Origin of the sequence: Butyrivibrio sp. INlla14, assembly GCF_900102515.1 — a bacterium.
GTDB lineage: Bacteria > Bacillota > Clostridia > Lachnospirales > Lachnospiraceae > Butyrivibrio.
Genome location: NZ_FMVS01000006.1, coordinates 14,235 through 39,787, shown reverse-complemented (window position 1 = coordinate 39,787; position 25,553 = coordinate 14,235). Strand labels below are relative to the sequence as shown.

The 25,553-nt window shown below is 42.0% G+C and carries 20 protein-coding genes; 3 read left to right on the top strand and 17 right to left on the bottom strand.

Annotated features, from left to right (window positions below; translation table 11 throughout):
* Window positions 1-105: 105 nt before the first annotated feature.
* Window positions 106-1,293, top strand: a complete 1,188-nt coding sequence (locus tag BLO53_RS04785; protein WP_092059357.1) for a ribonuclease H-like domain-containing protein — start codon at window positions 106-108, stop codon at window positions 1,291-1,293.
* Window positions 1,294-1,327: 34 nt separating this feature from the next.
* On the opposite strand, the gene BLO53_RS04780 is transcribed toward BLO53_RS04785, so the two are convergent.
* From BLO53_RS04780 to BLO53_RS04725, 11 genes are all read right to left on the bottom strand, one after another.
* The gene (locus BLO53_RS04780; RefSeq protein ID WP_092059356.1) at window positions 1,328-2,470 is read right to left on the bottom strand and encodes an ATP-binding protein; all 1,143 of its coding nucleotides are present in this window, start codon (window positions 2,468-2,470) and stop codon (window positions 1,328-1,330) included.
* A 750-nt stretch (window positions 2,471-3,220) separates the two neighbouring features.
* On the bottom strand, window positions 3,221-3,610 hold the full coding sequence (locus tag BLO53_RS04770) for a DUF4342 domain-containing protein (protein WP_051197187.1): 390 nt from the start codon (window positions 3,608-3,610) through the stop codon (window positions 3,221-3,223).
* 28 nt (window positions 3,611-3,638) lie between these two features.
* Window positions 3,639-3,851: a hypothetical protein gene (locus BLO53_RS04765; protein ID WP_092059354.1), complete on the bottom strand. Its 213-nt coding sequence runs from the start codon at window positions 3,849-3,851 to the stop codon at window positions 3,639-3,641.
* Between the two features lie 194 nt (window positions 3,852-4,045).
* Window positions 4,046-4,831, bottom strand: coding sequence for a CheR family methyltransferase (locus tag BLO53_RS04760; protein WP_026489627.1), 786 nt, complete (start codon window positions 4,829-4,831; stop codon window positions 4,046-4,048).
* Between the two features lie 218 nt (window positions 4,832-5,049).
* Window positions 5,050-6,192 carry a 30S ribosomal protein S1 gene (gene rpsA / locus BLO53_RS04755; RefSeq protein WP_026489628.1) on the bottom strand — a complete coding sequence of 381 codons (1,143 nt, stop codon included), beginning with the start codon at window positions 6,190-6,192 and terminating at the stop codon, window positions 5,050-5,052.
* A complete protein-coding gene (gene ispH / locus BLO53_RS04750) occupies window positions 6,173-7,090 on the bottom strand; it encodes a 4-hydroxy-3-methylbut-2-enyl diphosphate reductase (RefSeq protein WP_092059353.1) in 918 nt (305 codons plus the stop codon). Before ispH ends, rpsA begins: the two co-directional genes overlap by 20 nt.
* Before the next feature lie 56 nt (window positions 7,091-7,146).
* On the bottom strand, window positions 7,147-7,809 hold the full coding sequence (gene cmk, locus BLO53_RS04745) for a (d)CMP kinase (RefSeq protein WP_092059352.1): 663 nt from the start codon (window positions 7,807-7,809) through the stop codon (window positions 7,147-7,149).
* 27 nt (window positions 7,810-7,836) lie between these two features.
* Complete coding sequence (locus BLO53_RS04740) at window positions 7,837-9,081, bottom strand: NAD(P)/FAD-dependent oxidoreductase (RefSeq protein ID WP_092059351.1); 1,245 nt, start codon at window positions 9,079-9,081, stop codon at window positions 7,837-7,839.
* Window positions 9,081-10,016 (bottom strand): MurR/RpiR family transcriptional regulator, encoded by a 936-nt coding sequence (locus BLO53_RS04735; protein WP_092059350.1) that lies wholly within the window; start codon window positions 10,014-10,016, stop codon window positions 9,081-9,083. The genes BLO53_RS04740 and BLO53_RS04735 overlap by 1 nt, the downstream gene beginning before the upstream one ends.
* A gap of 14 nt (window positions 10,017-10,030) precedes the next feature.
* The gene (locus tag BLO53_RS04730) at window positions 10,031-10,585 is read right to left on the bottom strand and encodes a TetR/AcrR family transcriptional regulator (protein WP_092059349.1); all 555 of its coding nucleotides are present in this window, start codon (window positions 10,583-10,585) and stop codon (window positions 10,031-10,033) included.
* 152 nt (window positions 10,586-10,737) lie between these two features.
* Window positions 10,738-13,794, bottom strand: a complete 3,057-nt coding sequence (locus tag BLO53_RS04725; RefSeq protein WP_242875303.1) for a glycosyl hydrolase 53 family protein — start codon at window positions 13,792-13,794, stop codon at window positions 10,738-10,740.
* Between the two features lie 255 nt (window positions 13,795-14,049).
* Between BLO53_RS04725 and BLO53_RS04720 the strand changes: the two genes are divergently transcribed.
* Window positions 14,050-17,175, top strand: a complete 3,126-nt coding sequence (locus tag BLO53_RS04720; protein WP_092059347.1) for a DEAD/DEAH box helicase — start codon at window positions 14,050-14,052, stop codon at window positions 17,173-17,175.
* Window positions 17,176-17,220: 45 nt separating this feature from the next.
* On the opposite strand, the gene BLO53_RS04715 is transcribed toward BLO53_RS04720, so the two are convergent.
* From BLO53_RS04715 to BLO53_RS04695, 5 genes are all read right to left on the bottom strand, one after another.
* Entirely contained in the window at window positions 17,221-17,919 is a 699-nt protein-coding gene (locus BLO53_RS04715; protein ID WP_092059346.1) for an MgtC/SapB family protein, read from the bottom strand.
* A 32-nt stretch (window positions 17,920-17,951) separates the two neighbouring features.
* Complete coding sequence (locus BLO53_RS04710; protein WP_092059345.1) at window positions 17,952-19,013, bottom strand: ABC transporter ATP-binding protein; 1,062 nt, start codon at window positions 19,011-19,013, stop codon at window positions 17,952-17,954.
* Window positions 19,014-19,098: 85 nt separating this feature from the next.
* Window positions 19,099-20,802 (bottom strand): ABC transporter permease, encoded by a 1,704-nt coding sequence (locus tag BLO53_RS04705; protein WP_026490501.1) that lies wholly within the window; start codon window positions 20,800-20,802, stop codon window positions 19,099-19,101.
* A 141-nt stretch (window positions 20,803-20,943) separates the two neighbouring features.
* Window positions 20,944-22,116, bottom strand: a complete 1,173-nt coding sequence (locus BLO53_RS04700; RefSeq protein WP_092059344.1) for an ABC transporter substrate-binding protein — start codon at window positions 22,114-22,116, stop codon at window positions 20,944-20,946.
* A 113-nt stretch (window positions 22,117-22,229) separates the two neighbouring features.
* A complete protein-coding gene (locus BLO53_RS04695; protein WP_092059343.1) occupies window positions 22,230-23,405 on the bottom strand; it encodes a GTPase domain-containing protein in 1,176 nt (391 codons plus the stop codon).
* Between the two features lie 849 nt (window positions 23,406-24,254).
* On the opposite strand from BLO53_RS04695, the gene BLO53_RS04685 reads away from it, so the two are divergent.
* Complete coding sequence (locus BLO53_RS04685) at window positions 24,255-24,806, top strand: M48 family metallopeptidase (RefSeq protein WP_330388812.1); 552 nt, start codon at window positions 24,255-24,257, stop codon at window positions 24,804-24,806.
* Between the two features lie 72 nt (window positions 24,807-24,878).
* Here the strand turns inward: BLO53_RS04685 and BLO53_RS04680 are convergent, their stop codons facing one another.
* On the bottom strand, window positions 24,879-25,379 hold the full coding sequence (locus BLO53_RS04680; protein WP_092059340.1) for a shikimate kinase: 501 nt from the start codon (window positions 25,377-25,379) through the stop codon (window positions 24,879-24,881).
* Window positions 25,380-25,553 lie beyond the last annotated feature (174 nt).

The window sequence follows — 25,553 nt, the reverse complement described above, 5'->3', positions numbered from 1 at the left end:
TAAATACATACAAAAATGTAGATTTTTTCAGAATATTATTTGATATAATAAATCTATTCAATGCAATATTGGGTGAAAGAGTATTGGGGAGGGTTATAAAACTACATGATAAGGACCAGCGAAGAATTTTCACTTCCAGAAAATGATATAGCAAACTCATTGGATAAGCTCTTTGGCTGCAATCTTTCTGAGATTCTTTTTTTCGACATAAAGACATGCGGCTTATCTCCCAAGACAGCGGAGGTCTATCTTATCGGAGTTTCCTACTATCAGGGTCATACCTGGCATATAGCCCAGTTCATGGCCGAGAACAAAGATCACGAAAAAGAAATCCTTGATAGTTTTTCTGATCTTATTAAGGATTTTAAGTATCTTATACACTTTAACGGTAATCGTTTTGATATTCCCTTTATTCAGGCAAGATGTACTCTCTATGGCCTTAAGGATCCCTTTGAAGGCATAGAATCTTTTGACCTGTATAAAAAGATATCTCCCTTCAAGCTCCAATTAGGGCTTCCTGACTGTAAACAAAAAACCATAGAGCTATACCTTGGGATTGACAGAGAGGACAAATACGACGGAGGCAAGCTGATCCCGGTGTACAAGGACTTTACCGAGAGCAAGGACCCTGAGAAGCTTAAACTCCTTTTGCTTCATAATTTTGAGGATGTTAAGGGAATGTTTGGACTTTTGCCAATGCTGCGGTATCTGGAGTTCTTTCACCTGTTTGAAAACATGCCTGAGGTTTCTATAAGAACCGATGCGGAAATAGATGACAATGCCTATGACTATGAGCTTCCAGTCAGGGCCAAGAAGGTTCAGGCCAATTACTACAAGGATCTGGACGGTTCCAGCAAGCAGGAAGTCTTTATGAAGCTGGCGCTTCCTTTTGAGCTTCCTTCATCTCTTTCAGGAAATCTTGACGGATGCTTTTTTAAGATTGTGGGAAAAGAAGCTACTCTTCGGGTTCCTCTATACGAAACCGAGCTTAAGTACTACTATTCAAATTACAGAGATTACTATTATCTGCCAAAAGAAGATATGGCAATCCACAAGTCTATTGCTGAATTTGTAGATAAGTCTTTCCGCGAAAAAGCAACTCCCGAGAACTGCTATACCAAAAAGGAAGGCCAGTATCTGCTGGAGTGGGATCTTGTTTTTGCTCCATTTTTCAAGGAAGACTACAAAGACAATCGCTTTTTCTTTGACCTTAATGACAATATGAAAAAGAGCCGGTTTGCCATGAGTTTATACGCATCTCATGTAATAGGCCATATACTAGGAGAGTCCTGACCAAAAGGCAGGACTCTTTTTCATCACAATATATTCAATACTCATCAAGGAAATGATGCTTAACTCCATCTTTTTTGTAAGCAATAATTGTATTGAGGCTTACGTTCTCAACACTCTTAAAGATGTTAGCCTCTACAAAAGGATTATCCTTCTTCATAGCTGCTATAAGGTGCTTGGTCTCAAGACGCTTGGATGCTGTAGTTCCATCAGTATGACAGGTTGAGCAGGTCTCTGTAAAGTGACATGCACACTGAAGGAAATGTAGTTCGTTATAGTCTCTCCAGGCGCATATGTCAGCTTCTCTTATAAAGTACATAGGTCTGATAAGTTCCATGCCCTCAAAGTTAGTGCTGTGAAGCTTGGGCATCATAGTCTGAACCTGGCCGCCATAGAGCATTCCCATAAGGATAGTCTCGATAACATCGTCGTAGTGGTGACCAAGAGCAATCTTGTTACATCCCAGCTCTTTAGCCTTGCTATATAAATATCCGCGTCTCATTCTGGCACAAAGATAGCATGGGCTCTTTTCGATAGTATCAACTGTATCAAAAATGGTGCTCTCAAAAATTGTAACCGGGATTCCAAGAGCCTTGGCATTGCTCTCAATGAGGGCTCTGTTCTCCTTATTGTAGCCAGGGTCCATTACAAGGAAAGTCACGTCAAACTTGACCTGTCTGTGCTTCTGGATTTCCTGAAAGAGCTTGGCCATCAGCATAGAGTCCTTGCCGCCTGAGATGCACACAGCTATATGATCACCTTCATTTATCAGCTTGTAAGTCTTACATGCCTTGGCAAATGGGGAAAAGAGCTGCTTGTGGAATTTCTTGCGTATGCTCTCCTCTGCTTTTTCCTGCTTAGCTCCAGCTTCGCTCCTTGAAAGCTCATCCTGGAGGTATTCCATATATCCGCCCTTAAGGCTATAGCAGTCCCTGCCCTCAAAGCATGGAAGGCCACATATTTCCTGAGATTTCTGGCCTATCTGGCAGTAAAAAACTATCTTCTTATCAGCAGGGATATTCTCAATCTTTTCTATATTGCCCTTTTCAATATCCTCTGCACTAACCCAGATAGCACCTGGCATCATACCATAATCCGCAAGACTCTCACTGCGAACATCTACAAGCACATAAGATTCTCTGGGCATCTTATTTAATTTCGTAACTGATATCTCATTCATATCGCATTCCTATCACAAAATCCAACTCATTACATTAACTCCAATAATTTATACTGATTTGTAAATTGTGTCAAATGTAGTTTATGTTCCTCCGAGTAAGCGGGAAACGATATTCATAAAAGTTTTTTTCGTCTGTGTAAGGAGGGGGAATTCATGAGGCTCCTGGAAGGTCATAAGAATTCTGCTTCGGTTCAACATGTCTGAGCGCCAAGGGGCAGCTTTTTACTCACGCCAGTTCCCGTAGTGCTCGTCACTGACAAATGCAGATTTTCTTAGATGTTTCCGCAGTTTTTCTTTCAATGCGCATGCTGCAGCGTAAACTTGCAGGACGGTGAGCAATATTACAACAGAAAATGCCATAGCCCGCGATGCGGGCGTTACAAGAAATGAGGCATCAATTCTCTCAAGCAAGCTTAGAGAAATTGATGCCTCATTTCTTTATGGCGCCATGCGCCAAATGGCATTTTCTTATGAAATTAAATATATTCCGTCCTGCTTCAGACAACGCTTCGCATGCGCGGGAAAAACTGCTGTGGAAACATTAGAAAATCGCATTTGCCAGATAAGACTCGCATAGGAAACTGGACGACTCGCAAGCGCTGCCCTGGCGCGAGTTTTGAACCGTAGAATTCTTATGCCTCTTCCAGAAGTCCATGAATACCCGAACTGAAGCCGACGAAAAAAACTTTTAGAATGAGTGCACCCGCTTACAAGGAGGAACGGGTGCACTGTTTTGGTGGGGGATGTTGGTTATTTTACTTCGTCGGTGGTTCCGTCTTTTTTGACTACTTCGAGTTTGCAGCCAAGACCAAATGCTGCTACGGAACCAGCGATGAGGGCCCAAGGTGCGGTAGCAAGTCCCAGGATTCCTCCAAGGATTCCAACGTTGACAGGAACACTAAAAACTACTTCCTCGCCTTTTTTGATCTGAACTCTGTCTACGTTGCCCTCTTCAACTTTGTTTTTAAGCTTATCAATAAGAGCCTTGATATCATCACTTATGTCATTAGTGTTTGGCTGAATGCTCTTTATTGCAGCTTCAACGTCTCCATCCGTTTTAAGAAGAGCCTCTTTTGCAACCTTGTAATCAACACCTGTTTCTTCCATTACCTTTTCAACAGCTTCCAATGTAATATTCATACCTTTGTTCTCCTTTCAATTTACATAGTCACGCTTTTGCAAATAAGCTTGCAATTCCAATTATGATAAGTATCGGAATTGCTATATATATAAATCCGCCGATCACAAATCCAATAATGATCATTGGAAGGAACACCAGATACATAACAACCTTAAAGATGCTCCAGGTAGCTTTAAATGCAAAACTAACCATTTTTCCGAAAACAGCAAAGAATAAAATAATAAATAGCAGTGACAACATAACACTCACCTTCCTTTCAAGAAAAACAATATGTCATCAGTTGCCTGACAGTGATAACTGAATACTTTGTTATCACTTTGTTTATGTTGAAATAATTGTATAAAATTAAAGCTGCGAAATATACGTTAATTAACGCATTTTCGCAGCTTATATTTTTCTACTTTTGCAAAATATGTTTTTTGCTCTAAACTTATTTATCCCTTAGGCTTCTCGTAGTAGAAGGAATTCTTACGAACAAAGCCTATATCCTTGTAATTGACGATCTGTTCTGTACTTCCGATAAAGAGGATACCGCCGGGAACAAGGTTTGCATAATACTTTCTGAAGATGTCATCCTTAGCTTCCTCAGTGAAGTAAATAAGAACGTTACGACATACAATAAGGTGGCAATCCTTTGGATAAGGATCTCTTAAAAGATCAGCCTGCTTGAAAGTAACGCGGGATGTGATCTCGCTGGATACCTTCATCTTGCCATCGGGAGTCTCTGTAAAGTATTTCTTTTTAAACTCCTCAGGAGTATTGGCAATCTCTTTTTTATCATATATAGCAGCCTTAGCCTTGGCCAGAACCACAGCGTCAAGGTCTGTAGCATAGACATTGATCTGATTGAGTGGCATATGCTTGGAGAGCATCATAACAATAGTATAAGGCTCGTCACCTGTAGAGCAGGCTGCACTCCAGATCTTAAGGTTCTTGCCAAACTTATTCATAAGCTCAGGAACCATCTCTTTATCCATAAGGTTCCACTGATCCATATTTCGGAAGAACTCAGATACATTGATGGTAAGGTATGTTACAAAAGAATCCAGGGCTTCTCTGTCTTTTTTGATAAGAGCAAGGAACCCGTCATAGCCCTTAACTTCATACTTACCGATAAGGGTATCGATTCTTCTTTTCATCTGTTTTTCTTTATAAGCATTAAGATCAATCTTGGTAAGGTCATAGACACCCTTTTTAAACCACTCGTAATCGTATTCCATGAATGCACTTCCCTCCTAGTTATTAAATGATAAGGAAAACCAAATACCTCTCAATTAATTCTAATGCATAGGGAAGTGTGTGTAAAATTAAATAAATATAAATACTATTTCGTTTTAATTAATTATCTGACCTTGCATATCTACTGGTACAAAAAAAAAAGAGCTGATGGCTATTCATTATAACCATCAGCTCAATTATTCTTCCAAGTTAAAAGAGATTAGTTCTCTTCGTTCTGCTCAGCGATAACCTTGTCGATATCAACTGATACTACATCGCCTTCCTCAGCAGGAGCTTCCTCTTCCTTCTCAGGAGCAAACATAGCCTTGATTGAAAGAGAAATCTTCTTCTCATCCTCGTTGAAATCAACGATCTTAGCTTCTACTTCCTGGCCTACCTTAAGTACGTCAGCTGGCTTCTCAACATGCTCCTTGGCAATCTGAGAAACATGAAGGAGTGCATCGATACCTGGCTCAAGCTCTACAAAAGCGCCGAAGTCAGTCATTCTAGCTACCTTACCCTTTACAACGTTGCCTACAGCATACTTCTCTGTAGCGTCCTTCCAAGGGTTCTCATCATCAAACTTTCTAGAAAGAGCAATCTTGCTGCCGTCGATAGACTTAACAAGAACCTTAACTGTATCGCCAATCTTGAATACTTTCTTAGGGCTCTCAACTCTTCCCCAGCTCATCTCTGAGATGTGAAGGAGTCCATCAGCTCCACCAAGATCAATGAATGCACCGAAGTCTGTAACGTTCTTAACAACACCGTCAACTACGTCGCCAGCCTTGATGTTCTCAAAGAGCTTCTTGGCAGCTTCAGCCTTCTCAGCTGAAACAAGCATCTTTCTGTTACCGATATATCTTCTTCTCTTAGGATTGTACTCAGTTACAACAAACTGGATTTCCTGATCCTGATACTTGGAAAGATCCTTCTCATAGCTATCAGAAACAAGGCTTGCTGGGATGAAGATTCTAACTTCATCAACTACTACTGTAAGGCCACCCTCAAGTACCTGTACAACCTTAGCTGTAAGGACTTCCTTGTTGTTGAAGGCCTCTTCGATTCTCTTGTTGCCTCTGTCAATGGCAAGTCTCTTGTATGAAAGAATAACCTGTCCGTCAGCGTCGTTGGTCTTAAGAACCTTAACGTCCATTGTGTCGCCAACCTTAACGGCGGTTGTAAGATCAATACTGTTGTCGTTGCTGTACTCGTTCTTAGTAAGAACACCATCGGACTTGTAGCCGATGTTGAGGATTATCTCATCAGGCTTAACGTCAATAACAGTTCCCTCAACAACCTCCCCTGTGTGAATTGTTTTGAACGATTCGTTAAGCATCTGTTCAAAAGTTTGTTCTGACATAATTCTGAACCTCCTCGATAATGTTCTTTGGGGTCGATGCCCCGGCGGTAATCCCTATGAGCTTAACATTTCCTGTCAAATTTAAATGCAAGTCCTCAAGGGTCTGAATAAAATATGTATCTGCACACTTCTCCTTGCAGATTTCATAGAGTTTTCTGGAATTCGAACTGTGCGCACCACCAATCACTATCATGGCATCAGCTCTGGATGCAATTTCCTCGGCTTCTGTCTGACGTTCATCAGTTGCATTGCATATAGTATTCACAATATTAATATTGTAACCGTTATTTTTGAAGATTTCAACGGTTTCTTGAAATTTCTTCTTGTTGAATGTAGTCTGGGCCACAACTGTATAATTCGTTTCCTTATTTTCGCTGAATTTTGCAGCACTTTCAGGGCCGTCTATCACGAAAACTTTTCCATTTACATAGCTTACGATTCCCTCCACTTCTGGATGGTTCGCACTTCCAACAACTATAATGCTGGCGCCCTTATTACTCTCTTCAAGAACAACCTTGTGGATTCTCTTTACAAAAGGGCAGGTGGCATCAATAACATCAAGACCTGTTTTCTCAATAAGTTCCTGGACTTCTCTTGTCACGCCATGAGAACGGATAACTATTGTGCCCTTAGCCTTATCTTCATCTGATGAGCCATTTTTTCTGTTCTCTTCAAACCTGTCAGCCAGGCTCTTAAGATCATCGATACTATCGATAACGCTGACGCCTTTTTTCTCAAGGTCAGAAACTACAGTCTCGTTGTGGATTATAGGTCCATAGGTATAGATATTACCCACATTTTCTCCATCCGACTTTTTAGCTATCTGCTCGTAAACTGTATCAACTGCCTTGGTAACGCCAAAGCAAAATCCAGCATGTTCAGCTACTATTACTTCCATAAATACTCCAAATCAAATATTACCAAATTAAAATGTAGCAAATTAGATTTCAATAATCAAGCACGTTCCTTGTAGAGGCTAATGATCTTCTCTGCGACTTCAGAGATTGTCATATCAGAAGAATCAACTAAAATGGCATCTTCTGCCTGCATAAGAGGAGAATTTTCCCTGTGCATGTCTCTATAGTCTCTATCAATGATGTCTTTTTCAATAACATCTATGTCGCACTCAGTTCCCTTGGCTACAAGTTCTTTATAACGTCTCTCCGCTCTTACTCTGGAGCTTGCTGTAAGATATACCTTTAAAAGAGCATCTGGAAGGACCACTGTTCCAATGTCTCTTCCATCCATCACTACATCTATCTCGCTGGCAAGCTTCTGCTGTAGCTCCACAAGTTTTTTTCTGACATCGCCATTGGCACTGCTGACAGAAGCCATTTTTCCAACTTCCTCAGTTCTGATCTTGCCGTTGACGTTTTCGCCATTCAAATACACAACCTGCTCACCGTTTTCGTACTTGATAGTGATGTCTGCGCTCTGGCAGGTAGAACTTATCTTAGCAGCATCATCTGACTGAACTCCGTTATTTATCATGTAAAGAGCCATTGCTCTGTACATTGCTCCTGTATCCACATATACAAAGCCAAGCTCCTTGGCCACCATCTTGGCGATTGTGCTCTTTCCTGCGCCTGCAGGTCCATCAATTGCAATATTACCCATTGTTTTTCTCCTGTAAATTTTTTTACACTAGCAAGTGCTCTGCTCGCCAGCAAGGTGTCCTGTAGACCAGGCGACCTGTAGATTAAATCCACCAGTTTCTGTATCAACATCGATGACTTCTCCGGCAAAGAAAAGTCCCTTTACAAGCTTGGATTCCATGGTGGATGGATTGATCTCTTTTACGCTGACTCCGCCTCGTGTGATGATGGCTTCGTTAAAGCTTCTGGTTCCTGTAACTGTGAGTGGAAGGTTCTTGATCAGTTTAACAAAGGCTATTCTTTCCTCTTTAGTGATCGCATTAACCTTTTTCTCCGGATCAATACCTGATAGTTTTATCATAACAGGAATCAATTTGGAAGGGAAAAGACCTCCCAAAATATTCTTAAATGACTTATTGAGCCCCTCTTCAAAATCCCTTAAAACTCTCTTATCAAGCTGTTCCTCAGAAAGAGCAGGCTTAAGGTCTATAAAGATCTTGGCAGACTTTTCTTTTTCATAATGACAGCTGGCCGTAAGAACAAGAGGGCCGCTTATACCAAAATGGGTAAAAAGCATCTCTCCAAAGCCTTCGTATACAGGTTTTGATTTTTTAGATTCAAGGAACATCTTAAGGCCGACATTTCTAAGAGATAGGCCCTGAAGGTCCTTGCACCATTCCTCTTGTGTTTCAAATGGAACCAGTGATGGCTGTGGCTGCACAATTGTGTGACCAAGGTCTCTAGCAAATTTGTAGCCATCACCTGTTGAGCCAGTTGATGGGTAAGACATGCCGCCAGTGCAGACGATCACGCTATCAAACTCTTCTCTTGTAATAGGATCATCGCCTTTTGAATAGGTTATGGCGCTGACAGCCCCCTGCATGCTCTCAACTGAATTAACAGTTGTTCCAAACTGAACATCTACACCAGCCTTTACAACTGCTCTATACAAGGTGTTGATAATATCTGAGGAGTGGTCGGAAACAGGAAAGACTCTGTCGCCGCGCTCCACCTTAAGTTTACAGCCATGGCTTTCAAAAAAGTCCATAACTGCGCTGTTGTCATAACTATAGACCGCACTATACAAAAACCTTGGGTTTCTCTTTACAAATCCAAAGTAATCCTCTACCTGGCAGGCATTAGTCACATTACATCTGCCTTTTCCGGTAATATAGATCTTTTTACCGGGTTTTTCATTCTTTTCAAAAATAGTGACGCTACCGCCGCTCTCCGCAGCAGTAAGCGCCGCCATCATTCCGGCCGCACCGCAGCCGATAACTGCAATTTTCTTCATTAACTCTTTTCCTTATCTTGCCTAAAAGGGTAGCCTATCATAGGTGCATCTGAAGCGAAGTCGATCTCATCGCCGATATATACCTGATAGTTATTCCAGGCCTCCTCAAGCATCTTGAGGTCTGCCTGTACCTCCTGGGGCTTTTTCATACATAAAGCCACAACCAGTGCATTTATCACACTAAGTGGTGCCACCAGAGAATCCACAATTGATGCCATCTCGCTCTTAGCCAGAAGGTTACAGGATGAATACAGATTCATAGGTGAATGCACTGAGTCCGTAATGGTGATAACCTTGGCATTTCTGTCATTGGCAAATTCCATGCACTTAAGGGTTCTCATGGAATATCTTGGAAAGCTGATACCAATGATGCAATCCCTGTCGCTTATCCTGATCATCTGCTCAAACATTTCGCTGACGCTTGTGGTTCTGATCAGGACGTTGTTGCCCCTTATGATATTTAAATAGAAATGCAAAAAATCTGCAAGTGGTTCGCAGGATCTTATGCCTACAATGTAAACTGTTCTGGCTTTTAAAATTATATCTACAGCTGTTCTAAAGGCCGCCACATCAATATTGTTAATGGTATGTTCAATGTTGGAGATATCTGATCTGAGGATAGCTGATAGTATCTCTCCCTCACTACTCTTGCCAAATTTCCTGCCAACCTTCTCCACGGAGCCAAATTTGTCGCTGACCCATACTGAAAGTGCCTTTTGAAATGCAGGATAACCGTCATAACCAAGGCTCATGGCAAAACGAACCACAGTGGATTCGCTCATCCCCACAATCTTGCCCAGCTCTGCTGCAGTCATGAAAACTGCCTGCTCGTAGTGGTCACAGATATAGGTGGCAATTGACTTCTTGCCCTTACTCATCCGTGAATAGCACTCATTTATCCTGGTAATTACGTCAACTCCCTCGTCAAACTTCATACCCTGTCCTCACATCAGCCAATACTAAATGCCTTATAAGCAGACTCAAGTAAAGCAACTGATGAAGCCTCGTCAAGGTCATAATCACCTGTAACAGCCATACATCCAGCACCGTGAATAAATATCCACATCTGCATAAAGAGCTGCTGAGCATCGCCAGCGCCCTTAGCCTTGGCTCTATTTATCTCTTTTACCACATTCTCATTGGAACCGTTAACCAGGTCATACATGCTCCTGCTGTCAGTTCCCTGTTCTGATACAAAAAGAAGTCTGAAAAGGTGAGGGTATTTCTGGGCAAAACCAATATAAGCAAGTCCCAGATCTACAAACGGAACCTCATGAGTTTTCTCAAAATCGTTATAATAATCCTCATAATATGCAGCTGCCTTGTCATAAACGTCCTTTTTAAGGCCATCCATGTTCTCATAAATACGGAAAATAGGCTGTGTTGAACATCCTGCTGCTGCCGCAAGCTTTCTAGATGTGATCTGCTCAAAGCCTTCCTTCTTGGTTATCTTAAATGCTGCATTTACTATTTCTTTTTGTGTGATTGTGGCTTTTCTAGACATATTTCCTCCCGCTGCGTAAGATAAATAGAATACAAAATCATGCGTTATTATTTTACAAAATTGAGCATCTCATGTCAATGAAATGTAGGGTAAAAAAAGAAGCCCTAAACTTAGGTTTCCCCAGCTTAGAGCTACTTTTTATAAACTAAAAATTATTTGATCAAAACTCCATTTTCATCAAAAGAATACTTTTTGAACCACTTAGTAATTGTCTCGTTTTTGGCAAGAATGCCTCCCTTTTTGGCGTAATATCTTTTGCCGTTCTGATCGATCCAGTTACTTTCTACCATTTTGCCCTTTTGGTCAAAGAAATAAGTATTGCCATCAATATCTGTAAAGCCTGTCTGCATCTGGCCTTCACTGTTAAAGTAGTACTTGTGTCCCCACTTTGTCATAAAGCCTGTGACGAGTTTGCCGTCAGCGCCAAGATAATAGGTGTTATCGCCCTCTGTTACAAAAGAGCTTCTGACCATATGGTTCTTGGAGTTGAAGTAGTAAGTTGCGCCTTCAATCTCAGTAAAGCCCTGGGCTTTGGTGCCATCGCTGTAAACGTAGTAATATGAGCCCCACTTTGTCTGCCACTGGCCTGTGATTTCTGGCTCCTGTGGTTCTTCTGGTTCCTGTGGATCTGTAGGTTCTTCTGAAGATCCCGCATCACCTGTTCTGTACAGATAGAAATCATCAAAGGCTCCCCAGGCGCCTGCAGGTGCTTTTACGCTGACACCAACTGTTATTTCTGTACCATCTTCTGTTACCTTGATATCTGTAACCTCTGGATTTGCCCAGTTCTGCCAACCTGTAACACCTGTATTTGTTGTAAGCTTGTCATCACCTGAAACTGCATAGAGAATAAACTCTGCATTTTCTCCGGCATCGCCGCCTTCAAGATAGCATCCAAGCTTGTATACGCCCTTATTAAGCGTTACTTTCTGCTCTACTGTGTAGGATATTTCCTTATTGTCCCAGAAATGCAGGCAGTAAGCGCCTGAGCGAACATTGCTGGAATCGTTCTTTCTTGAAACACATGAATTCTTATCTGTGATAACCCAGGCTGACATGTCAGCATCCTCAAAGCCAGGATTTACAAGATTATTTACAGGTTTAATAACAAGCTCAACGCTAGCAGCGTAGTTCTCACCGTCAACTGTAACTGTTCCGGTTATGGTATAAGTTCCAACGCCCGCAGCCACTGCCTTCTTAAGTTCATCTTCATTCCAGGTAACATCTGCTTCTTTTTCTGAGCCATCTGAATATTTAACTATAGCTTTCTCCGGAAGAGAGACGTTTTCTCCAACTTGAGCTTCTACACTGCCCGCAGATACTGAAGTAACTGTAATCTTGGCTGTTGTGCCTGTTCTGATATAGCTATAAAGTCTTGCTGTAGCAAGAGGGTGGCCTGCAAAGTCAAACCAGGACTCGTTATCTACAGCACTTCCGCCGTACCACTGCACAGCGTCCTTGTCATAGCTTCCTGAAAAAGAGGTAGCCCAGCCGCTTCCGTAGGTTTCCCAGATTTCCTTATTCTGAGCCAGGATTTCTGCTGCATTATCTGCACTTTCATCATAGACCTGAACCGGAATCCAAGCTGGTTCCCAGTAAAATACGCCGATACCACCGTCTATTCCTGCAACTGTATTTACTACAGCACGAACAGAGTTAGCCTGTCCCTGGACAGAAATGTCATAGTTAAAGGCATCACCTGCCTTGCCCTCATGCTCTGTATTACCAGATCCGTCTCCATCCTTAAAGGTTGTAAGGTATGAAGTCTCAGCAACCATCACCTTCTTGCCATAGGTGCTTGCTATATTTGAAAGAACTGTCTTTAAATTATCCAAAGTGCCATGCCAGTATGGATAATAGGATGAAGCAAAAACATCGTAGTCAACGCCGTAGGAATCAAGCTTCTGAGCGTAGCCTGCATATCTTCCGCTGGTCTCTGGGTTTGTAAAGTGTACAGCCACCAGGATTTCTTTGTTATAATCCTGTGCTGTTTTTCTTACAGCACTGCTTCCTGCTGAAAAGATCTTACTCATGCCATCCCAGCTCTTTTCCCCGCAAACGCCGTTATTGGTCTCATTGCCGATCTGTACCATGCCAACATTTACGCCTGCATCAAGAAGCTCTTTTAAGCTATTCTCTGTAAAGGTCTTAATTGCGGCAGCCTTCTCATCTGCACTCATTGCAGCCATAGATTTGGGCGCTGTCTGCTTGCCAGGATCTGCCCAGAAATCTGAGTAGTGAAAATCAATAAGAACCTTCATTCCAGCATTTGTGGCCCATTTACCTATCTTTTTGGCAACTTCTATATCGCAGTTTCCACCGCCGTAAATATTGCCGTTTTCATCCTTAGGGTCATTCCAGACACGGATTCTTACGTAGTTTGTTCCACCCTGATACAGGAAATCAAAAAATCCCTGATCATCAAGCTCATTGCCTTCATAGTTGTAGAACTTAACACCGCTATTTTTCTCAGCAAGGTAGGAACTAAGATCTGCGCCTGTAATGAAGCTGTCATCCACCCCTGCTACTTTTTCAACATAAATATCTGCATCCACTGCTGTATCCTCTGAAGGTTTTTCTGAAGGGTCCGGATCTTCACCAGTTCCTGGCTCGTCACCACCTTCGGAACTTTCTGGGTTCTTGTAATTAGCATGAACGTTATTAAGATAGCCCCAGCCATCCTTAGAAACATCAAAGGAAACAGAAAGGGTCACGTCGTCAAGGTCCTCTTCTGCTGTAAATTCCAGGTTTCCAGCAAGCCAGTTATTATAGCCTGTAAGGGAAACTTCGTCACTCTTTACATCACCAACAGAAATGGTAAAAGAGCTCTTTTCTCCCATTGCTTCTGAGGAAAAGACATACGTTCCCGCAGGAATATCTACCTGCTGCGAAAATGTAAGTACGCCGTCACCTTCGCCAAACCAGTAATTAACGCCCGTATCTGACCCATCTGAAGGCAAGTCCATCCACTGATCTGATGAGTAAGAAAAGCTCTTGATGCTGGCACCTGTTGCATCCCAGTCATCAACGCTTACAGTCCATCCGCTATCGCTTCCCCAGATGTCAGCGGACATGTCAGAATTTAAGATTGTAACAGAAGGCTCTTTATCCGTTTCACTTTCTTCTGCCTCTGCTGTTATGGCCAGTGGCTGTCCAAAAGACAATGCAAAAGCCAGCGCCACAGAAAGCGCTTTTCCCCATTTTTTCATTCTTTTTCCCTCCATAAAGACTATATCGGAAGCCGCTAATTTACTAGGTAAATTGCTTTTTCCTCATATTTATTTCGCCTATATCATACATTATACTTGCGCAATGCTGCGCAACTCCATATGTAATAATCACGAAGAAATGCAGCAAAAACGAAGTGTATGATCAGGCCGGTCTGTTAATTATGATAAAAATTTTATATTGCAAAAGCAGTGAAATCATAGAAATATAGGCCGATTTTGTATATAATAAATTAGATGAGCACAAATTTTTCTGACAACTCAAAAAAAGAATACGTAACCGCCTCTGGAAGGCGGTTTATTTCTGATGTTCAAAAGCAGTTCCACTATACATCCTTTGAAACTAAAAAGCTTTTAAAGGAGTACTCTCCGGAAAGCGAGACTCCATCAATATACAAGAAGGGTGATCTTGTTGTTCTGCAGCCGCATGTTACTCTAAATCATGACAAATTATATATTTCTTTTAACATATGCTCTGGTATTAGCGGACATAGCTATGTATTAAAAGATATAGCTGAACTTTTAAAAGCTATAGATGAAAGAGAAATCGTAAGTTATGGTAAGCACCTTGAATTTACCCATGATCTGACAGCATTTTCAGAGGAAAGTCAGAAGATCATTATCTTTTTAAAGAACTATTTCAGAGGTAAACAGCTTGGAGAGGCTTTTGCTTCCTACTCATCTCCATATTCCTATGGAAAAGGCCATGCAAAAGAAATTGAGCTCTCAGGCTATGAAATAGACGAATTTTTTGCCTCTGTCTCCAGTATATATTTCCTTAATTCCGATTTCAGAGCAAGATACAATGATGAACGTCCCGTGGACATAGTTCCCGTTTTTCCTAATATTGACCTTAGAATTGAGAAGGTTGAAACAGGTATTACCTTTGAATCTGGCTCTTTTACCATGTTTGAAGGATATTCTAATATCTATTTCGAGAGAAGGCGCAAGATCAACGTAATCCCTAGAAAGGACTGCGAGGAAGTTATCCCTTTCCTTAAGTTCTTATCTTCCAGAAGAACTGAAAATGAGCTGTTTATATCAGATAAGGATCTTTCACTATTTTCTACAGGCCTTTATCCTGTTTTAGAGCAGTTTTTTAATATAAGTAGCGATGGTTTTAACCCGGCCAGATATTCACCAGATATTCCGAAATTTAAGATATACCTTGATATGCCTGATTCCGTTACTATAACTTGTGATATACAGGTAATTTATCACGAAGGATTTCCTGATGAAGAGGCGATTCACCTTTTTGATACCCAAAACAGAAATGGCAGAGACTCCATTAGTTCTGGATTCTCAGGCAACAGTTCTTCAGATGATGGCAACGCTACGCTAATTAAGAGAAATTTTCATCATGAAAGCGCTATTATCAAGGCTATCAGCAATCACTTTGACAGCCTTGACAGTCAAAAGGGGCTTCTTGTCCTAAAAGCTGAGGGCGACGATGAAGATAAACTTTTTTCTTTCATAGCAAATGATATTCCTGATATTTCTACCTTTGGAGAAGTTTATTTATCCGATGCTATAAGATCTGTAAACATAACAACTGCTCCAGGCGTAAATATGGGTGTTTCTGTAGTTGCAGACCTGTTGGAGCTTTCTATCGTTCCAACAGATATAAGCCCCAAGGAACTTACTGAAATTTTATCCAGATATCGCAGAAAAAAGCGCTACTACAGGCTTAAATCCGGGGATATCCTTGACCTTAAGACAAAAGAGATGGATCTTTTATTTAGCTTAAATGAAGGCCTGGGCCTTAGCTCCAAGGATATTTTAGAGGGACACGTCTCTCTTCCAAGATACAGAGCGCTTTTCCTTAATGAGCTTGATTCTCTGGGTGAGGATGGAGGCTTTCATCTTAGCCGCTCCAGACAGTTTAAGGACCTGGTAAGTTCTTTTGCCACAACTGATGATAACCTGTACCAGGTGCCCGATTCGCTAAATGGCGTTCTCAGGGATTACCAAAAGGATGGCTTTTTATGGCTCAGGACGCTTCGCCACAATGGGTTTGGCGGAATTCTGGCTGATGACATGGGTCTTGGCAAAACCCTGCAGATACTATCACTTCTTGTAAGCATCAAGGAGGAAAATATAAAGAAAGGGCTCAAAAACCGCTGTAGTCTTGTGGTATGCCCTGCTTCCCTTGTTTACAACTGGCAGCATGAAATAAAGCGTTTTACACCTGAATTAAATTGCGAACTTGCAGTAGGCATAAAGGCTGACAGAGTAAGGGTTACTTCTGAAATTGAGGAGGAAGGCACTGATGTGCTGATCACTTCCTATGACCTGTTAAGGCGTGATATTGAGCTTTATAAGTATATTTCTTTTGACTGTCAGATAATAGACGAGGCGCAGTTTATCAAGAATGCCACAACCCAGGTAGCCAAGGCTGTTAAATCAATAAAGTCCACCTTTAAGGTTGCTCTTACAGGAACTCCTATAGAGAACAGACTCAGCGAGCTGTGGAGCATCTTTGATTACTGCATGCCGGGATATCTTTTTACCTACAAGCACTTCAAGGAATCAATTGAATCACCTGCTATTCTTGATAGCGATGACGATGCCAAGGCGCGGCTTAAACGTATGATAAATCCCTTTATCCTAAGGCGTCTTAAGAAGGATGTGTTAAAAGAACTGCCGGATAAGCTGGAGGAGAATATCTACGCGCCTATGCTGGATGAACAGGAAAAGCTCTACAGAGCGCACCTTCAGCAGATAAAGCTCATGGTAGACTCCAAGAGTGATGAGGACTTTAGAAAGGACCGCATCATGATCCTGGCTGAGCTCACAAGACTAAGGCAGCTGTGCTGCGATCCGGGGCTTATTTATGATAATTACAAGGGAGGAAGCGCCAAGGCTGATCTGTGCCTTGAGATGATAAAGAGTGCTGCTGAAGGTGGTCATAAGATTCTTCTCTTTTCACAGTTTACATCTATGCTGGACAGACTTACTGATCTTTTGAAAAAAGAGGGAATAAAGCACTATCTCCTGACTGGCTCCACCAAAAAAGAAGACCGGATCAGGATGGTTGATGCTTTCCAGGAAGATGACACTCCTGTATTTTGCATTTCTCTTAAAGCAGGCGGAACGGGGCTTAATCTCACCGCTGCGGATATTGTCATTCACTATGATCACTGGTGGAATGTAGCCGTGGAGAATCAGGCTACTGACAGAGCCCACAGGATTGGACAAAAGAATGTGGTTACAGTATACAGGCTGATCATGCAGAATACTATCGAGGAGAGGATAATTCTTTTGCAGAATAAAAAGAAAGAGCTGGCAGATGAACTGCTCAACTCCGGTTCTCTTAGTAGTCCTACTCTTACCAAGGAAGAACTTTTGGAACTATTGGGGTAATTTTGTCAAATGAAATGGCAGCCGCAGGGGCTGCCATTTTATGTCTTAAACTTCTTCTACGTAACTTACATATTCCAGCTCATTTATCTCATCAAGGAATTCTCTGTGTGATCTCTTTTTGTCAAAATCAATATCAAAGATGATTGCAGTATCGGAGGACTGGATTGTCTTTTCCTTACTCTTGGTCATGCTGCTGATCCTGTAGCCCTGCTCAGAAAACCACTTTGTGAGTTTCTTGGCTCCGCCTCCCTTGTTGACTTCAACATAGACACTGATGTATTTGCTATGCGATTCAACAACCTTGCTGAGATTCACAAGAACGATGTTAGCCAGCATAACAAGGGCAAAGCAGATGATTCCAACAATAAGGTATCCGCCTCCTATGGCCATTCCCATGCAGGATGCAACCCAGAGGGATGCGGCTGTTGTAAGGCCCTTTATCTGCTGTCTTCCTGTGACCAGGATAGTTCCAGCGCCCAGGAATCCGATTCCGCTTACAACACCGGCTGGAATACGGCTTACATCTGCATTTAGGCCAGGCAGTTCTGCCAGATATATATTTAGAGCTGTGGCTACAGCACTTCCAAGGCTCACAAGGGCAAAGGTCTTGATGCCTGCGCTATGTCTTTTGACAACTCTCTCCCATCCTATGAGACTTCCAAACAATGTGGCAAGAATAAGTCTGATAGCAACCGCAATATCAGATGATCCTTCCAAAAATTCAAGTACGCTCTGCGCTCCCATCAGCACCTCCAAGAATTTGATTACAAGATATATTATAGCGCATAGAGGGTGTCTTTTTCAAAGTTTAGGAAGACTTCATCGCCTACGCGATAGATTTTCTTATTCTTGGGGTTATACTCCTGAATCTTGACCAAGGAATCTGCTACCTGTACGTGGTAGTCCTGATACGCCCCCATAAAGCATGAATACTTAACGGTGCCCTTCACAGCTCCGGTATCAGAAAGGCTTGCGCCCTCGGGCCTTAGTACAACGCTGCAGTTTGCTCCAGTTTCCATATTTCCAGTTGAGCACTCAACTTCTGCGCCATCAATAATAACGCAGTCTTTTCCCTTAACTGATGCCTCCAGGAAATTCGCCTCGCCGATAAAGTCCGCCACAAATTTGTTTTTAGGATAATAGTAGGCTTCCTGCGGTGTAGAGATCTGCTCAACTATTCCTTTGTTCATGATGATTACCTTATCAGAAATTGCCATAGCTTCGCTCTGATCATGGGTTACGTAGATAGCTGTAATCCCGGCTTCCTGCTGGATTCTTCTGATTTCCGTACGCATTGAAACACGGAGCTTTGCATCAAGGTTTGATAAGGGTTCATCAAAAAGAAGTACGCCAGGCTCGATAACAAGAGCTCTTGCCAGGGCAACTCTCTGCTGCTGGCCACCAGATAGCTGATTTGTCATGCGGTTTTCCATACCCTCAAGGCCAACAAGCTTTAGGATATCTGTCACTTTTTCTTTTATCACCGCCTTATCAAGCTTGCGAAGCTTAAGGCCATAGGCAACATTGTCAAAAATGTTGTAGTGAGGAAGAAGGGCATAGCTCTGGAAAACCATGGCTGTATCGCGCTTATTAGGCGTCAGGGAATTTATAGCCTCATTTCCAAGGTAAATTTCACCCTCGTCAGGGCTCTCAAAGCCTGCAATCATACGAAGTGTCGTAGTCTTTCCGCAGCCAGATGGCCCAAGAAGCGTCACAAAGCTCCCCGGTTCTATCTCGATATTAGCATCTTTAACTGCATAAAAGTCTTTTCCCGTCTTAGGATCTTTGTATATTTTTGAAATATGTTCAAGGCGAACGCCTTTTTTCTCTTTTGACATAATATTCATCTCCATCTGTGTATTTTATAAGAATCGTATACCTCAAAATGGCCCTATGACTCCGTCCCCAGGTCCATTTCCGGCTTTAGTTCACCATACGGCTGGTGCCGAATCGCTTTATCACCAAATCCATTATCAGCACGGATCCGTAGGTGATAAGGATCAGTATGGAAGCGAAGGCGCAGGCGATGCCGTAGGAGCCTTTTTCGGCGAACTCATTGATCTGGACGGTAATAAGCAGATACGAAGGTGTAACCAAAAGTATGATGGCACTGATAGCTGTTATGCTTCGTACAAAGCTTGTTACAAAGCCGGACAGGAAACTGTCCTTTATAAGAGGCAGTGTAACTGTCATAAACACCTTGAAGCTGTCGGCGCCCATGTCATAGGCTGATTCCTCGATGCTCTTATCAATCTGGCGAAGGGCTGAAATACCGCTTCTTGTGCCAGTAGGGAGGCTTCGCACGATAAATACGATAACCAGGATGGCTCCCGTTCCATATAGGCCCTGCAAAAATCCTGTATGGAAAATGCCTCCTGAAAAGCCTCTGATGTAACCAATACCAAGAACTGTTCCAGGAACTGCCATAGCCAGCATGGATACTGCTTCAATAAAGCCTTTGGCTTTGAATTTTCTTTTGACAACCAGATAAGATATGATCATGGACAAAAGAGCTGTTATTGGCGCAGATATAAGTGACAGAACGAAGCTGTCCTTAAAGGCCTTAAAGCCCTTGTACTTGCTAAACACGAGGCCAAACCACTTAAAGGTCAGATGGAAATCGTATCCCCAGGTTCTAAACATTGCTCCAAAGGGAACGCAGATGTACATGATTATTACAAATATTGCAAGGCCTGAGCAGAGGATTGTAAGAGGCATCGTAACGCTTTTATCTGTTATCAGCATACGCTCTCTTGATGCCTTTCCTGTCAGAGTGGCTGTGCTCTTGGCCTCCAGATAATACTTCTGCACAACAAACATTAGAAGTGTTATTGCCAAAAGAACTACCGCCATAGCCGCAGCGCCTTCTTTGTCGTAAGCTCCTGTTATCTGCAGGTATATTGTAGTTGCCAGGGTATCATAGGAGCCACCGATGATCATTGGGTTTGCGAAATCTGCGATTGACTCAATAAAGGTAACAAGGAAGGCATTTCCAAGTCCAGGAAGTATCAGGGGAAGTGTTACTGTCATAAACACCTTGGATCTTGATGCTCCCATATCTCTTGCTGCCTCCTCAAGAGAAGGGTCGATGTTTTTCAGAAGGCCCTTGAGCATCATGTAGCAAACAGGGAAAAATGTCAGTGTCTGAACAATGGCAATTCCCCAGAAGCCGTAAACGCTGTTGTCGTAAATATGCAAAAGAAATCTAGTGATGATCCCTGCTTTTCCAAAAAGCATGATCATAGAAAGCGAGAGTACAAATGGAGGTGAAACCACAGGCAGCATTGATACTACTTTAAAAAGTCCCTCCATAAATCTTGTGCGAAGCTTTACATATACTTCTACATAGGCAAACAAAAGCCCAATAAGAGCTGACGCAATGCCTACCAAAAATCCCACCTTTAAGGTATTGGTTATGGCTCTTCTAAAGTTAGGAAGGTCCATAACTCTTTTAAATGTTCCCAGGGTAAAGCCTTCATCCGACACAAAGCTATCCACCAATAGTATCGCTAGCGGATACAGGATAAATACCGTCAAAAAAACTATCAAAAGCAAAATGGTTGTCACCATGATAGGATCCCCAAGAAGCTTTTTTCTATCAAGGCTGGCGCTCTGACTTTTTGCCATCTTAGTCCTCCTCCGTCAGTTGCTAATGTCTTTCTTGCGCGCAAACGAGGTAATTGCCCGCAGGAATTTAAAATTATGGGCGGAGGGAAAACCCTTCCGCCCAGCGTATCTTTAATACTTTCTACTCCGCATTATAAATAATCACTCAGTCTTGAAACGATCATCTGCTGCGCTTCCAAGTGCTGTCATAACTTCTTCTACATATTTTGTAGTATTTTCTTTTGCATCTGCAAAGTCGTATTTCATAACGTTCTCAGGATCAAGGCCAAACTCTGCTGCTACTTCTGGCTGCTTGGCATTATCAAGAACCAGGAACTGATAAGAGCCGTTCTGAGCAGCGAGTTCTACACATTCAGGGCTAAGTGCATACTCAATCCAAAGCTTGGCAGCATTTGGATGTGCGCAGCCCTTAAAGATTGCTGTAGCGCCAACTTCGAAGGATGTTCCTGATGAAGGAATGATAAGTCCGATGTTGCCATACCCGTTATCAACAATCTGTGTGATGCCATCATGAAGGAAACCGATACCCACAACGCACTCACCGGTTCCTACATTCTTGGATGGGCCAGAACCTGACTTGGTGTAAACTTCGATGTTCTTATCAAGATCTACAAGGTACTGGATACCTTCGTCGTGTCCGTACTTCTGGATCATTGTGTTAACTACAAGTTTGGCTGTTCCAGCTGTGTTATAGTTTGAAAGCCATACAAGGCCTTTGTACTTTTCATCAAGAAGATCTGTCCAGTCTGCAGGCTCTTCAATTCCCATACGGGCAAGTTCATCCTTGTTTACCATAAATCCAAGGATTCCCTTGTAAATGCCATACCAGTAGCCATCAGCATCGCGATACATATCGCTAAGGAGGTGGCTTGCATTCTGAGCTTCATAGGCCTCTAATAGTCCCTCTCCTGCTGCAACGTTGTAAGGATCAGTTGTGCCGCCGAACCAAACATCGCCAGAAGGATTGCCGTTTTCTTCTTCAATCTTACTCTGAACTTCACCGGTTGAAAGTCTCTGAAACTGAACCTTGATGCCATAGGTCTTTTCAAAGTTCTCACATGCTGCTGCAAGATACTCTTCTTCACAGGAGCCATAAACAATAAGCTCGCCATCTGCTTTTGCAGCTTCGATGAGTGCATCCATTCCATCAGCTTCTGCTGCAGGAGCCTCAGTTTCTGCAGGAGCTGTCTCCTGCGTCTGTGTCTGTTCTACCTGCGGTTCCGTAGTTGTTTCTGCAGGTGCTGTGGTCTCTCCGCAGCCTACCATGCAGATTGTCATGAGACAAGATAGTACCAATGCTAGTTTCTTTTTCATATTCCTTCTCCTTTCAAAATGAAGACATGACACAGGTTATTCTGCATCATGATCATTTGATCAAATAAAACATTTGACAATAGAACACTGCTGGTTTCTCATGTTTGTCCGTTTTATAGAGCCATAGCTTTCTTGGTAAAAGCCTTAAGAATAACGTCAAGAATATCCTTCTGGTCTGCATTTTTAGGGATGTTTGTGACAACATCCGTCATTTGGTCAACGACTTTCTTGGCTGTCTTATCCTCCATGATCTTCTCAATCCAGTCTGGCTCTTCCATAGTTTTTTTACCAGAATAGACCTGCTCGAATATATAGGTGGCACCTTCTGCTACGGCAAAGACAACGCATCCTGCCACAAAACCGTTTATAATAGCCGCGCCTATGTTGAGCCCCGGAATCATCTTAAGGCCTGAAGTAATCATTTTGCCAACTTCACCCTTGGTTCCAAGTTCTATTATTTTTTTCATGAATTCTTTGGACTGCTTGTTTTTCTTGATTCCCCAGATTTTTGATATAGATTCTACCGCAACTGTCTCTGTGGGTTTTAGGAGCATAGCATCTGCAAAGGGCGGCGCCCCTACTCCAAGTGTTACACCAGCCAGCGTTGCCGCTGCAGCAACCGCGTGGGACATGGCGCGTCTTCTTGAAAGATTGTACTTGGCAACATCCTTTTCTGCGACCTGGTAGCCCTCAGGAAGAAGGCTGTTTGTAAGCTCTATAAGCTCAACTATACCCTTAGGAGGGGTTATTTTTCCATCCTCCGAAGTGCTAGGCTTGGCCACAACTGTCATGATCTCAGAAAGCCTTGTCGCATACTTTTTCTTGGACAAAAAAGCTTTCTCAATAATTTCCTGAGCCGACTTGGTGTCGCTTTCTTTGTAGGACTGGGTGATAACAACTATGATCGGAGCATTACGCCAAACACTGACAGCATTCATAAGTGAATCTATGGTCTTGGGAAAAAGCTTGGCCGTATATTTATCCACACAGAACCATATGGCGCTTATTCTGTCTATGTCATCATCTGTGTTCTTTATGGACTCGCCACACCACTTCTTCACAGCATTAACAGCCTTGTGCTCTTTAAAAACACCAGGCTCAATTCCAACAGTATCGATTAAGCGAAATGAGATTCCAGGATTTTCATAGATTTGGAAATCTTTGCAGGTCTTGCTGGTCTTTCCTGTTCCAGCAACTTTTTTCTCAGCTTTTTCTCCAAGAACAGCCTTGATCAAAGTAGTCTTGCCAACCCCTGCATAACCAACTACAAGAACATTACCTTTTTCCACTGTTTTTCTCCCCTAAAAAGAATGCCTATAGATGTATTTAGATGTCTTTTTGATATTATCAGTATAACATTAGTAAATGCACTATTCAATGTGATGTGCTTTGGTCGTTTTTGGTGTTGGGTTGGGGGTATCATGCATTTTTTGATTTTTATTGTTTCTTGCATGATTCTGTTCTGCACTTGTCATGCATAACTTGGTTTTTCTATTTTCTTGCATCATTCTGTTCTCACCAAGTGATGCAAAATCTGCATTTTAATTTTCTTGCATCACTCTAGCCAGCACTTGTCATGCATAACTTAGTTTTCTATTTTCTTGCATCATTTTATTCTCACCAAGTGATGCAAAATCTGCATTTTCATTTTCTTGCATCACTCTAGCCAGCACAAATCATGCAATTTCTTACTTTTCTCTTTCCTTGCATCATTTTTTCTCAGAGTATCATACATAATCTGTTTTTTATTGTTTCTTGCATGATTCTGTTCTGCACTTGTCATGCATAACTTAGTTTTTCTATTTTCTTGCATCATTATGTTCTCACTAAGTGATGTAAAATCTGCATTTTCATTTTCTTGCATCACTCTAGCCAGCACAAATCATGCAATTTCTTACTTTTCTCTTTCCTTGCATCATTTCGTTCTTGGAGTGTCATGCATAATCTGTTTTTTATTGTTTCTTGCATGATTCTATTCTGCACTTGTCATGCATAACTTAGTTTTTCTATTTTCTTGCATGATCCATTTCTACACTTGTCATGCATAACTTGGTTTTTCTATTTTCTTGCATGATTTCAGTCAACCTCTACACTTTCAAGGCATATGATATAATTATTGTATGAGTCAGGAAATCAAATTGATCAGAAGCAAAAGAAAAACATTAGTCATAGAGGTTAACGCCAAAGGCGAAGTTTGTGTCCGTGCGCCGCTTCGCATGCCAATTTCACAAATCAACAAATTTATTGGACAAAAAGCCGATTGGATTGATGATCATGTGCGCAAGATGAAGAACAAGCAAAAAGAACGCCAGGAGGCTGGAGAGGAAAAAATGCCCATTTCCGAGCAGGAAATAAAGCTCCTAAAAACCCGGGCCAAGAGGATCATCCCTGGGAAAGTCAGGTCTTACGCCGCTCTCATTGGTGTGACCTACGGAAATATCACTATCAGAATGCAAAAGAGCCGCTGGGGAAGCTGCTCCGCCAAGGGAAATCTTAATTTTAATTGTTTACTTATGAAAACTCCAGATGAGATCATAGACTACGTCATCGTTCATGAACTCTGCCACAGAAAAGAGATGAATCACTCACCAAGATTCTGGGCAGAAGTTGAGAAAATCATTCCTGATTATAAAGAAAAGCGCAAATGGCTAAAAGATCATGGGAATGAGCTAATGTACAGACCAATATAGAAGATAGGCTACAACTTGGGAGAAAATCAAGATGATAACTAAAGATAATCTATCAATGATTTTATCTTCAGATCAAGCTAGTGCAGCCAACAAATCTGCGACAACTTCTTCCATTGTCTTATCACCTTCATCGATGGTGATGTCTGCATATCTCTCATATAGAGGGGTTCTTTCGTTGTAGAGAGACACCAGCGACTGGCCTTCTCTCATAACTACGCCTCTCTGCTTAACATCTCTAAGGCGCTTTGTAAGTGTATCCATGCTAACCTTAAGATAGACTACCTTTCCAATATTCTTGTAGTGGTCCATAGCCTCTTTGCCATATACGGCACTACCGCCTGTAGCAATGACACTCTTTTCAACTTCAATCTCAGAGTTGATCTGATTTTCTATATTGATGAAGCCGTCAATTCCTTCTGTCTCAATGATCTGAGATAGTTTACGTCCTTCTTTTTTCTGGATTACTATATCAGCATCTACGAAGTTATACCCCAGAATCTTTGCAAGTATTACGCCTACTGTACTCTTTCCAGAAGCAGGCATTCCTATCAGGATAATGTTGTTTTTTTTCATAGTTTTAGGCTCCTCTACGGCTGTCTTTTGCAGCCCTATAGAGTATAGCAGAATATTGTTGCATGCGCAAAGAGAATGGCCGCTACTGTATAATCCGAAGAACGTGGCGTGCCTATTTCGCATTTACTGCATTTCCTTATCTAAATGACGTTGACTCCGTCACTCAGTACCATT

What these genes read in the sequence shown, in the direction of transcription:
- BLO53_RS04680 (WP_092059340.1), bottom strand. Translation starts at nt 25,379, where the DNA reads ATGAAAAAAAACAACATTATCCTGATAGGAATGCCTGCTTCTGGAAAG.
- BLO53_RS04760 (WP_026489627.1), bottom strand. Translation starts at nt 4,831, where the DNA reads ATGGAATACGATTACGAGTGGTTTAAAAAGGGTGTCTATGACCTTACC.
- BLO53_RS04770 (WP_051197187.1), bottom strand. Translation starts at nt 3,610, where the DNA reads ATGAATATTACATTGGAAGCTGTTGAAAAGGTAATGGAAGAAACAGGT.
- BLO53_RS04785 (WP_092059357.1), top strand. Translation starts at nt 106, where the DNA reads ATGATAAGGACCAGCGAAGAATTTTCACTTCCAGAAAATGATATAGCA.
- BLO53_RS04710 (WP_092059345.1), bottom strand. Translation starts at nt 19,013, where the DNA reads ATGTCAAAAGAGAAAAAAGGCGTTCGCCTTGAACATATTTCAAAAATA.
- cmk (WP_092059352.1), bottom strand. Translation starts at nt 7,809, where the DNA reads ATGGGTAATATTGCAATTGATGGACCTGCAGGCGCAGGAAAGAGCACA.
- BLO53_RS04715 (WP_092059346.1), bottom strand. Translation starts at nt 17,919, where the DNA reads ATGGGAGCGCAGAGCGTACTTGAATTTTTGGAAGGATCATCTGATATT.
- BLO53_RS04735 (WP_092059350.1), bottom strand. Translation starts at nt 10,016, where the DNA reads ATGAAGTTTGACGAGGGAGTTGACGTAATTACCAGGATAAATGAGTGC.
- BLO53_RS04765 (WP_092059354.1), bottom strand. Translation starts at nt 3,851, where the DNA reads ATGTTGTCACTGCTATTTATTATTTTATTCTTTGCTGTTTTCGGAAAA.
- BLO53_RS04740 (WP_092059351.1), bottom strand. Translation starts at nt 9,081, where the DNA reads ATGAAGAAAATTGCAGTTATCGGCTGCGGTGCGGCCGGAATGATGGCG.
- BLO53_RS04705 (WP_026490501.1), bottom strand. Translation starts at nt 20,802, where the DNA reads ATGGCAAAAAGTCAGAGCGCCAGCCTTGATAGAAAAAAGCTTCTTGGG.
- BLO53_RS04780 (WP_092059356.1), bottom strand. Translation starts at nt 2,470, where the DNA reads ATGAATGAGATATCAGTTACGAAATTAAATAAGATGCCCAGAGAATCT.
- BLO53_RS04730 (WP_092059349.1), bottom strand. Translation starts at nt 10,585, where the DNA reads ATGTCTAGAAAAGCCACAATCACACAAAAAGAAATAGTAAATGCAGCA.
- BLO53_RS04720 (WP_092059347.1), top strand. Translation starts at nt 14,050, where the DNA reads ATGAGCACAAATTTTTCTGACAACTCAAAAAAAGAATACGTAACCGCC.
- BLO53_RS04725 (WP_242875303.1), bottom strand. Translation starts at nt 13,794, where the DNA reads ATGAAAAAATGGGGAAAAGCGCTTTCTGTGGCGCTGGCTTTTGCATTG.
- ispH (WP_092059353.1), bottom strand. Translation starts at nt 7,090, where the DNA reads ATGGAAGTAATAGTAGCTGAACATGCTGGATTTTGCTTTGGCGTTACC.
- BLO53_RS04700 (WP_092059344.1), bottom strand. Translation starts at nt 22,116, where the DNA reads ATGAAAAAGAAACTAGCATTGGTACTATCTTGTCTCATGACAATCTGC.
- rpsA (WP_026489628.1), bottom strand. Translation starts at nt 6,192, where the DNA reads ATGTCAGAACAAACTTTTGAACAGATGCTTAACGAATCGTTCAAAACA.